Raw genomic sequence first — 9,658 nt, 5'->3', positions numbered from 1 at the left:
GCAACATCACCCTGGGTGGAAATGGGTCCGAAGGGGATGTCACACTGCTAAAACCAGATGGCACACAGACTGTCCACATAGATGGTGGAAATGGCAACATCACCCTGGGTGGAAATGGGTCCGAAGGGGATGTCACACTGCTAAAACCAGATGGCACACAGACTGTCCACATAGATGGTGGAAATGGCAACATCACCCTGGGTGGAAATGGGTCCGAAGGCGATGTCACACTGCTAAAACCAGATGGCACACAGACTGTCCACATAGATGGTGGAAATGGCAACATCACCCTGGGTGGAAATGGGTCCGAAGGCGATGTCACACTGCTAAAACCAGATGGCAAACAGACTGTCCACATAGATGGTGGAAATGGCAACATCACCCTGGGTGGGAATGGTTCCCAAGGGGATGTCACACTGCTAAAACCAGATGGCACACAGACTGTCCACTTGGATGGTGGAAATGGCAACATCACCCTGGGTGGGAATGGTTCCCAAGGGGATGCCACACTGCTGGATCCAGAAGGCAAACAGAGTGTTCACATTGATGGTGGTAATGGCAACATCACCATGGGTGGTAATGGTCACAATGGGGACATTCGTTTGCTCAATAGTGCTGGTCAAGTCATGGTTCACATTGATGGCGGAACGGGTGACATCCTGGTGGGAGGCGCTTCACTAAAGCCAGCCGACTTCGTCTTTGCAGCCAACTACGATCTACCAACCCTCAGTGATGTGCAGGGGTTCATCCGCAAGCATGGACATCTTCCTAATATTCAGTCGGGCGAACAGATGAAAAATTCTGGCATCAACATCCCAGAATTTGCGATGAACCTGTTGCAAAAGCTGGAAGAGTTGACCCTTTATCTCATCCATCAGGACAACACTATCCGCGAGCAGCAGCAACGCATTGAACAATTGGAAAACCGTGTTGCTAAGTAACTCAAGTTGCTAGTTATATCTCTCAGAGCGGCTAATGGCTAATGGCTAATGGCTAATGTCAGTAAAAATCCTTTATTAGCAATTAGCAATTAGCAATTAGCAACGCGCTTGTTTATAACTAGCAACTTGCGTTAATAGCTAATTGCTAATAGCGCTGGATAAAAGTCAGAATTTTTCCTGATTTCGTTATTAGTAGGGGCTGGCGCATTTGCGCTGTTATCTTGTCGGCAAACAAGAAATATTTCTAGGCAAATGCGCCAGCCCCAAAACATGAGATAACTAGCAACTTGAGTTAATTACAAACCCCGGTTTTAAAATCGTCCTGCTGAAGGGTCAGCGTAGCTTCGCTCTCGCACCAAGGGAGGCAGCAGCCCACCGGATATCGTTCCCAGGTTGAACCTGGGAACGATTTTAAATTATTGGGATCGCATTCATAAATTATGACAGATTCAGAAAAAATAAAAACCTGGTATGCTAAAGATTTGTCACAGAAAAAACAATGGTATTCCCCTGTAGCAGATGCCTACAACAAGGTAAGACCCCGCTATCCTAAGAATCTGATTCATCGGGTTTTGGAGTTAACCCAACTTCCATCTAAAGCAACTATTCTTGAGCTAGGATGTGGCCCAGGAAATGCCACCGTAGCATTCGCGAAACTTGGTTTCTCGATGGTTTGTCTTGAGCCAAGTAAAGCAGCTTGTCAGTTCGCAAAAATCAATTGCGCCCAGTATCCAAATGTAGAAATTCAAAATACCACATTTGAAGAATACTCACTAGAACCTGAGAAGTTTAATGCAGTTTTAGCAGCAACTTCTATCCATTGGATAGCACCAGAAATTAGATATCAGAAAGCGGCAGATGCATTACAAGAAAATGGCTCTCTAATTTTGTTGTGGAACTGCGAACTTCAGCCCCAAGATGAAGTGTACCAAGTGTTGCGGGAAGTCTATCAAATATACGCACCCTCTTTGCTGGCGCGATATGAATCGAGAGAAACTCAGCAAGAAAGTCTGAAAAGTTTTGGGCAGAGTGTCCTAGACTCTGGTCGATTCAAAGACTTAGTGTCCGAACAGGTTACGAGTGAAGTTACTTATAGCAATAATGATTATTTGATGCTTTTAAGCACTTACTCGCCCTATCTAGAATTAGATCCGCAGATTAGGGCTTCTTTATTTGAAGGTTTGAGGGAAAAGATAGAGCGTAACTTTGGAGAAAATCTTCAATTCTCATATCTTTCCGCTTTTCACATTGCCCGAAAACTAAATTAAATTGCAGATTTTACCCAGCTCCCCGACTTCTTCAAGAAGTCGGGGAGCTAGTTTAGAGGATTTTTCATAGAAACCCGGAATATGAGCGTAATATCATGTCCGGTTGGAATCAAAAACTATACACAACCTGAGCATTTTTAGCTTGTCTCATATCACGTCCCTTCGTATCGGAATCGTACAGTTAATAGTTTCAGGACTTACGCAAACACCAAAGTTTCTATCAAAAATCCTTGGGAAAGGGAACTAGAGATCTAGGTCGAAACAAAGGTGATGACCTGGTGGCGCGTAAGTCCTGTAGTTTTGTAGGGGCGGGTTTTACCAGTAAGTAGGTGCAGGTAAATAAAGTGAAAATAGTTATCTAAGCATAGGGCGGGCATTCTGCCCACCCCACAAGAATTTCAGATCTCTTGTGGGGTGGGCGTCCCGCCTGCCCTGTGTTCAGTTTATTTATACTCACCTACTTAATCGAATTGTATTGATAAACCCGCCCCCCCATGCGATGCCGAAGCAAGCGGACATGATATCACCCGATTGAGTGAGACACGATTTATCCGGTTGTGTAGTACGATGAAGTAGGCATGGTATTACGCTGGATATGTTGACTTTAACGATGCGCCCCTACCGGGGTGAAGCGGATTTAGAAGCGATCGCGCACCTGTTCAACACCTGTGCAGCATTTGATCGCGTCGAGCGGTGGATATCAGTTAACGAAGTCCGGTTGGCGTTGGAGATGCCATCGTTCGATCCGACGCGAGATATACGCCTTTGGGAAGATGGGGAGGGCAACTTAATTGGCTTCGGCGGGATCGGAATCCTAGAGTCAGGCGAGGAAATCGATGGCTCGTTTTGGTTTCGCGTTCATCCTAACGCCTCTAGAAGCGAATTGGGGAGGAAAATTATTGCTTGGGGTGAACAGCGGATGCGCGAAGTTGATCCCAAACCTGGGGTGCGGTTGAAGTTGCTTTGCAGTAGTCGCGATGATAATAAACTTCGCATCGCGTTACTAGAAAGTTGCGGTTTCACATCTGAGCGATTCATATTTGAGATGGAAAGGTCGCTACTTGCTACCTTTTCAGAACCTCAGTTTCCAGAAAATTTCACGCTGCGTAATTCCAAAGGAGAACAGGATAGCGAAGCGTGGACAGAAATGCGAAACCAGTCGTTTATCGATCATTGGAATTATCACGTTTGGCAGGTTGAGCGGTATCGGCAGTTCTTAACTGACCCCAATTACAAACCAGAACTGGATTTGATTGCCGTTGCAACCAATGGAGGATTTGCTGCTTTTTGTTACTGCCATATCAACCCAGAAGAAAATCAGCAAATCGGACGCAAAGATGGCTGGATTAACATGCTTGGTACGCGGCGCGGCTTTCGCAGAATGGGATTGGGACGCGCCATGTTACTCGCTGGTTTGCATCAGTTGAAAGTCGCAGGAATGGATACAGCAAAATTGGGCGTGGATGCGGATAATCCCAATGGTGCTTTGCAGCTTTACGAGACGGTTGGTTTCCGTAAAGTTCACACCAATATCTCTTATTTCAAGTACGTTTGAGAGCAAAATCACCTTTATGCTAACGCTAACAATGCGCCCCTACGGGGGTGAAGCGGATTTAGAAGCGATCGCGCACCTCCTAAACACCTGTGCAGCATTTGAGCGCCAGGATGATTGGATATCGGTTTCCGAGTTGCGGTTGGAATTTGACGATCCATCCATAGACAAACAACAAGATATCCGCCTTTGGGAAGATGCAGATGGCAAGCTAATTGGCTTTGGTCAAATGTGGATTCCGCCATCCGGTGACAACAATGATGGCTTTCTGTGGTTTAACGTTCACCCCCAATCCCGTGGCGGCTATCTGGAGAAGCAAGCGATCGCTTGGGGGGAACAACGGATGCGCGAAGTTGCAACCGATCGCGGGGTGTGCGTGCGGTTGCGTGCGGGTAGCCGCGATGATAATAGCGATTCTCCTTCGGAGACGCTTCGCGAACGCATGGCTATATTAGAAAGCAGCGGTTTTACACCCGATCGCTACTTTTTCACAATGGAGCGATCCCTTGTTGAACCACTTCCAGAACCTAAATTGCCAGAAGGTTTCACCCTCCGCCAACTACAAGGCGAACAGGAAGTCGAAGCGTGGGTAGAAATGTTCAACCAAACCTTTATCGACCACTGGAATCATCACCCTTTAACGGTTGAGAGTCACAAGCACTGGTTCACTGACCCCAATTACCAACCAGAGTTTGATTTGGTTGCGATCGCGCCCGATGGAACTTTTGCCGCCTTCTGTTTCTGCTATATCAACCCAGAAGAAAATGAACATTTCGCTCGCAAAGAAGGCTGGATCGCCGACCTGGGAACGCGACGCGGCTTCCGCAAAATTGGATTGGGACGAGCCATGTTACTCGCTGGAATGCATCAGTTAAAAGCAGCTGGAATGGATACAGCAAAATTGGGTGTCGATGCGGATAATCCCAACGGTGCCTTGCAGCTTTACGAGTCAGTTGGTTTCCGCAAACTTCACACCAATATTTCGTACTACAAAGATGTCTAGCACGCTCCACCTAGCCACCTCGTTACCAGGCTCCCGCCTGGTAACGCCACCCTAGAGGCTCTGCCTCTGGGGTGAGGCAGAGCCTCTACCCCTGCGTTCCCTGGCTCAGCCAGGGAACGAGAGGAATAGAGGAGCCAGGAGACGCACAAAAAAACTTTTTCTAGCCCCTTGACAACTTTGTAGTACTTAAGTAGTATAAAATTACAGTGCAGCCAAAGGAGAGGTCAAAACCTCTACCCCGCGCTGAATCTGCACCTTGAAAACTGAATAAAACATTGGGAATTCCAACGGACGTTTATGGAGGCGTCTCGTAATAGAGACGAAAACCATCCATGTTGTTACTTTACACAAAACTGTTTGGTTGGCTGCCGACTTCATTTAAGTGGAAAATCCAACCACAGTTTAACTCCAACCCATCCGAGACGGAATTAGAACCCCAAGGTTCTGACTACTTCAGACAAACAAAACTCACTGAAGAACTCCGTCAAATCCAGCAAGTCTATCACCTAGAGCGGCGTTTCTTGTTGTAAGAATCATTCAAGTGTTAGCAGTTCTCCCTTGATAGACTTCTCTTCAATCTAAAATCTACAATTCTTCAATCTAAAATTATCAAAGGAGGTGCTGACAATGGTACATATTCGATTTGAAGGACGTTCCTACGACCTAGCAGAAAATCAACTGGGCGTCACCGCTGTAATGAACGATACAGCCATCAAAGAAAGACTAGCGCAGCACTTTGATGTTGCGAGCGATCGCTTCCAACTCTACGTAGTCGATCGGCGTCCCAGCGGCGACTTAATTATCCGCCCAGAAGCCGTTTACGGCTAAAACAATTTCAGATTTGAGATTTAAGATTGCAGATTTCTTCAAATCTGCAATCTGCAATCTTAAATCTGAAATTCTCCCTCGTACTCGCTGGAACACTACGCGCCCTAACAGAAAAAGCTTACATACTAGCCAAATGGTAAGGCGCTTGATTTAGGTTCAAGTCTATGCAGGTTCGATCCCTGCGTATGAACAAACGGCTTTTTTGACTTGCGCGTAGTGACCAACTTGTAAAAAACAAACAGACACTCATATCACCTTTGTTTCTGCTTATATCTCTAGTTCCAAGTCGAAGATTTTGCATATAAACCCGGTTTCTTTGCGTAATTCCCGATTATGTTAATCGTTGAGGGAAAGCAATGCGCGCCCTAATTTAGAAAGCTTACATACTAGCTCATTTGGTAGAGCGATCGACCTATAATCGATTGGTAGTGGGTTCAAATCCCACGTATAACCAAACAGCTTTCTTAACTTGCGCGCACTGTTTTACTCGACACTATACCGAATCATTTATACCGAACCTTTTAAACTGTCCCGCGCCCTAACTTGTAAAGCCTACACACATAATCCAACTGATAAGTCGTAGGTGCGAATCCTACCAGCCGCGTGAATGATGCGGCTGTAGTTCAGTAGTAGAACGATCGGAGTTGTCAAAAGCTTTACAAACTTGTGCGGGGCATTAAAAATTTCAGATTGCAGATTTTAGATTGCAGATTTTATCAACTTAAATCTGCAATCTAAAATCTAAAATATGCAATTCTTTTTCGCTTCGCACCCTAACAGAAAAAGCCTACATACTTGACGTAACTATAACGGCCCTAAGGTAGCGATGTTCGGGCGACCGACTAGCGAAGCATTCCAAATCTCTCGTTAGATAAGGTTTGCGCGTCCACTGCCGGGATAAAACCTGGTAAGAACGGCGGTAATTATTAGGATCAAACCTGATAATTGCAACTTGTAATACGGCTTTTTCGACTTGTGCGAAGCCATTTTATTAACTTGTGTAATTCAAAGGAGAGAAAAATGCTTTTACTTCACCGATATCATTCCAATCTATTTACAAATAATCCGAATCAAAACAGCAATCGAAATAGCGCAACAAGCTTAATTTATGAGCGAACATCGCTTGGATAGAATTGTCATTGAACGTCCTCGTGGCGGATTGAGGCTAAGTTCTAGGAAAATCAAAGGTCACAGGAAAACTCTGCAAGAAATTACTGAAATTGCCAGCACAGATGGATTGCTTTCTCCTTATTTAATCAAGATGAGGGGGAAAACAAAGTATTTCTCTGACCATTTGGGGCCAATTCGTCGTTGGTTGCGTTCTAAGGTAGGACAACCTTGGGATATTGTCTACAACGAACTCTGTCAGCAGATTGATACAAAAACTCTATGCGGACAACATCTGATTTTTCATGTATGGCAATTCGTAGAAAGAGACGTTGATCTAATTGATGGAGTACCTTACAGGAAAAATGGATACAGATACTTTGGCTGGAGAGGTGAAGCACTTTACGTTCATCCTGAAACGGGGATTCTTTGTCAAGCAGAACGAGAGAAAAAGAAACCTGAGCAAAAAGCTAGCGATCGCCTAATTATCGATAATTACCACGAATACCGCAAACTGAACGATCTGTGGTTTTTAGTAACATTTCAAGATTATCCACCAGAGATAGAAGTTAAAGGTATTGAACCTGTGCAAAAAACATATTGGCATCGAGGCTATGCTGTCAGCAAGCGCCAGTGTAACAAGAAGGAAATTAAGCACATCATGAAGTACCTGGCAAAAAATTAGTAGCCGAACGATTGAAATCGCGGCTGTACAAACAAAGACGGCCTACGCGGTTTGAAATAAAAAAATTAAATTTTTCACTCCGCTCCCTAAAGCACAAAAGCTTTATCGACTTGTGCGAAATGTGACAATATTACCTCCAAATTAAAGGAAAAAAGATGCTGTTAATTCACGCTATAAAACGATTTTGTCACCAATAATTGCAGCACTCAACACAACATAGCTTAAGATTGATTTATGAGCGAACATCGCTTAGACAAAATCGTGTTTGAACGTCCTCGGGAAAGGACGAGATTCAAATATCCTCCAGGCTACAAGAAAAATATCCAAAAGAGCGACGATGACTTGAGGGCAGACATGGCTGAACTTGAAGAACTCAGCCGTCAGCAAGCAAGAAATGCCAGACAGCTATATGAATCGAATCAATACGAATCTATGCGTCGTCCTTGGCAAAGTCATGCACATAATTGTGTGGGCAAGCAAGATTTCTCAAAAAATCTAGCGCCACTGCGTCGCTGGCTGTTTTCTAAAGTAGGGCAACATTGGGATGATATCTACAGTGAATTGTGTCAGCGTATCGATAAGCGGACAACAACTGGTCAACGTCTTTTCTCTCATGTCTGGGATTTGGTTGAACGAGATGTGGTGCTAATTGATGGCGTACTTTACTCAAAAAGCAATCGCGAATATCATTTCGCTAATGGACGGTGGAGGCGGCTAAGAAAGCAAGTTTACGTCCACCCCGATACAGGAATTCTCTGTTTTGTCGAAAAACCGCCTAGAGAACCTAAACCTGCTAAAGAGGATGATCGCCTAGTTATCGACAAATACCACAAATATTGCAAATTGAACGATTTGTGGTATTTAGTCACGTTCCAAGATATTCCACCCAATGAGGAAGCTATGAATTTTTTATGGGTAGAATACGAAAAAAATCCGAAAAGTGGTTGGAAAGCGACAAAAGTCGCTGTCAGCAAACGCCAATGTAACAAGCAACAAATTAAATACATTATGAAGCAACTGAATTTAAATTAAAGCTTTCACTCCGCGCCCTAACGTAAAAAGCTTACATACTAGCCAAACGGAAAAGGCGCTTGACTTGAAATCAAGATTATGCAGGTTCAAATCCTGCGTATGAAACAAACAGCTTTTTCAACTTGCGCGGGGTGCTAAATTTCACAACTTAATATTCATCGGAGGTAGCCATGTCTGATAAAAATTTTGCAATTTTAGAACAAATAAAATCCCTGACTATCCTGGAAACAGCTCAACTGGTTAAGCAAATCGAAGCTACCTTCGGTGTAGATGCTTCTCCTCTTCAAGTTATCATTAACCCTGAAAAAGACGAGCCTAAACCGCCTGAACCTGCACAAACTGAGTTCGACGTAATTCTGGAAGAAGTTCCCGCTGATAAGAAAATTGCCGTTCTTAAAGTGGTACGAACTTTGACAGGTTTGGGTTTGAAAGAAGCGAAAGACTTTGTTGAGTCTGCACCCCAGGTGGTGAAGGAAGCGATCGCACTCACTGACGCCCAAGAAATCAAGCAACACCTAGAATCAGTCGGTGCTAAAGTTTCCCTAAAATAAAGGATTTTGGAGAGCGAACGCATGACTCACAACACCACCTCATACCGCACTCTCAATGAGATAGAAAACCTAGTCCGCTCATTTGAGAAATGCACCTTACCGCGTAAAGAATGGACGCATCAGGCGCATTTAATTGTTGCGCTGTGGTATCTCACTCGTTATCCGGAAACAGAAGTGGTGGAATTGATACGCGATACGCCTGAAGGCACGCTTCGCGAACGCATCAAAAAATACAACGCAGCGCAGGGTATCAAAACCACTCAATACAGCGGCTATCACGAAACCATCACTTTATTTTGGATACAGATAGTTCGCAACTTTCTTGCCGCTGAAGGTGTAAACTTTCCCCTGGTACATTTGGCAAATTATCTGCTACTAGGTTATGGAGACAAAAATCTACCCTTTGAGTACTACAGCCGCCAGTTACTGATGTCCTGGGAAGCTCGTAAACACTGGGTAGAACCTGACTTGAAACCGTTTCCCAATTAATCTATAATGGTAGTTGTCGCCGCGCCCTAACTGATAGAGCATACATACTGCTTGGCTGGCTTTTTCAGCTTGGTTGAAAAAAAAGCTCTTTTAACTTGCGCGGTGACCTGTCACCAGCAAGCATATGCTCCATATCAAATCGTTGCCGGTAAGCATTAGTTAAATCCAGAGGCGTTAATTCATGCCGTCGTTGCCCCATCAC

At 44.5% G+C, this 9,658-nt stretch carries 9 protein-coding genes, 3 tRNA genes and 1 pseudogene; all 13 read left to right on the top strand.

Translation table 11 applies throughout. The features are described from left to right. A pseudogene (locus MiSe_RS02290) lies at positions 1 to 941 on the top strand (hypothetical protein); the annotation flags it as partial. A gap of 440 nt (positions 942 to 1,381) precedes the next feature. After that, positions 1,382 to 2,209: a class I SAM-dependent methyltransferase gene (locus MiSe_RS02285; RefSeq protein WP_226573964.1), complete on the top strand. Its 828-nt coding sequence runs from the start codon at positions 1,382 to 1,384 to the stop codon at positions 2,207 to 2,209. A 595-nt stretch (positions 2,210 to 2,804) separates the two neighbouring features. Continuing rightward, on the top strand, positions 2,805 to 3,764 hold the full coding sequence (locus MiSe_RS02280) for a GNAT family N-acetyltransferase (RefSeq protein WP_226573961.1): 960 nt from the start codon (positions 2,805 to 2,807) through the stop codon (positions 3,762 to 3,764). Positions 3,765 to 3,780: 16 nt separating this feature from the next. Next, on the top strand, positions 3,781 to 4,764 hold the full coding sequence (locus MiSe_RS02275; RefSeq protein WP_226573958.1) for a GNAT family N-acetyltransferase: 984 nt from the start codon (positions 3,781 to 3,783) through the stop codon (positions 4,762 to 4,764). A gap of 332 nt (positions 4,765 to 5,096) precedes the next feature. Further along, the gene (locus MiSe_RS02270) at positions 5,097 to 5,294 is read left to right on the top strand and encodes a hypothetical protein (protein WP_226573955.1); all 198 of its coding nucleotides are present in this window, start codon (positions 5,097 to 5,099) and stop codon (positions 5,292 to 5,294) included. Positions 5,295 to 5,391: 97 nt separating this feature from the next. Beyond that, on the top strand, positions 5,392 to 5,592 hold the full coding sequence (locus MiSe_RS02265) for a hypothetical protein (protein ID WP_226573952.1): 201 nt from the start codon (positions 5,392 to 5,394) through the stop codon (positions 5,590 to 5,592). Between the two features lie 119 nt (positions 5,593 to 5,711). Further along, positions 5,712 to 5,780, top strand: a tRNA-Leu gene (locus MiSe_RS02260). 194 nt (positions 5,781 to 5,974) lie between these two features. Beyond that, positions 5,975 to 6,046: transfer RNA gene (locus MiSe_RS02255), tRNA-Ile, on the top strand. A gap of 654 nt (positions 6,047 to 6,700) precedes the next feature. Further along, positions 6,701 to 7,384: a hypothetical protein gene (locus tag MiSe_RS02250; RefSeq protein ID WP_226573934.1), complete on the top strand. Its 684-nt coding sequence runs from the start codon at positions 6,701 to 6,703 to the stop codon at positions 7,382 to 7,384. Positions 7,385 to 7,618: 234 nt separating this feature from the next. After that, the gene (locus tag MiSe_RS02245; RefSeq protein WP_226573931.1) at positions 7,619 to 8,416 is read left to right on the top strand and encodes a hypothetical protein; all 798 of its coding nucleotides are present in this window, start codon (positions 7,619 to 7,621) and stop codon (positions 8,414 to 8,416) included. A 31-nt stretch (positions 8,417 to 8,447) separates the two neighbouring features. Further along, positions 8,448 to 8,521 (top strand) — tRNA-Ser (locus tag MiSe_RS02240). A gap of 65 nt (positions 8,522 to 8,586) precedes the next feature. Beyond that, on the top strand, positions 8,587 to 8,967 hold the full coding sequence (gene rplL / locus MiSe_RS02235; RefSeq protein ID WP_226573928.1) for a 50S ribosomal protein L7/L12: 381 nt from the start codon (positions 8,587 to 8,589) through the stop codon (positions 8,965 to 8,967). A 21-nt stretch (positions 8,968 to 8,988) separates the two neighbouring features. Next, positions 8,989 to 9,456: a hypothetical protein gene (locus tag MiSe_RS02230; protein ID WP_226573925.1), complete on the top strand. Its 468-nt coding sequence runs from the start codon at positions 8,989 to 8,991 to the stop codon at positions 9,454 to 9,456. Positions 9,457 to 9,658 lie beyond the last annotated feature (202 nt).

The sequence above is a fragment of the Microseira wollei NIES-4236 genome (genome assembly GCF_020521235.1).
Lineage (GTDB): Bacteria > Cyanobacteriota > Cyanobacteriia > Cyanobacteriales > Aerosakkonemataceae > Microseira > Microseira wollei.
The sequence above is the reverse complement of the archived record's forward strand: the minus strand, read 5'-3'. Positions and strand labels throughout refer to the sequence as shown.

Coding starts and splice junctions, on each gene's coding strand:
- MiSe_RS02285 (WP_226573964.1), top strand. CDS start 1,382: ATGACAGATTCAGAAAAAATAAAAACCTGGTATGCTAAAGATTTGTCA.
- MiSe_RS02280 (WP_226573961.1), top strand. CDS start 2,805: ATGTTGACTTTAACGATGCGCCCCTACCGGGGTGAAGCGGATTTAGAA.
- MiSe_RS02275 (WP_226573958.1), top strand. CDS start 3,781: ATGCTAACGCTAACAATGCGCCCCTACGGGGGTGAAGCGGATTTAGAA.
- MiSe_RS02270 (WP_226573955.1), top strand. CDS start 5,097: ATGTTGTTACTTTACACAAAACTGTTTGGTTGGCTGCCGACTTCATTT.
- MiSe_RS02265 (WP_226573952.1), top strand. CDS start 5,392: ATGGTACATATTCGATTTGAAGGACGTTCCTACGACCTAGCAGAAAAT.
- MiSe_RS02250 (WP_226573934.1), top strand. CDS start 6,701: ATGAGCGAACATCGCTTGGATAGAATTGTCATTGAACGTCCTCGTGGC.
- MiSe_RS02245 (WP_226573931.1), top strand. CDS start 7,619: ATGAGCGAACATCGCTTAGACAAAATCGTGTTTGAACGTCCTCGGGAA.
- rplL (WP_226573928.1), top strand. CDS start 8,587: ATGTCTGATAAAAATTTTGCAATTTTAGAACAAATAAAATCCCTGACT.
- MiSe_RS02230 (WP_226573925.1), top strand. CDS start 8,989: ATGACTCACAACACCACCTCATACCGCACTCTCAATGAGATAGAAAAC.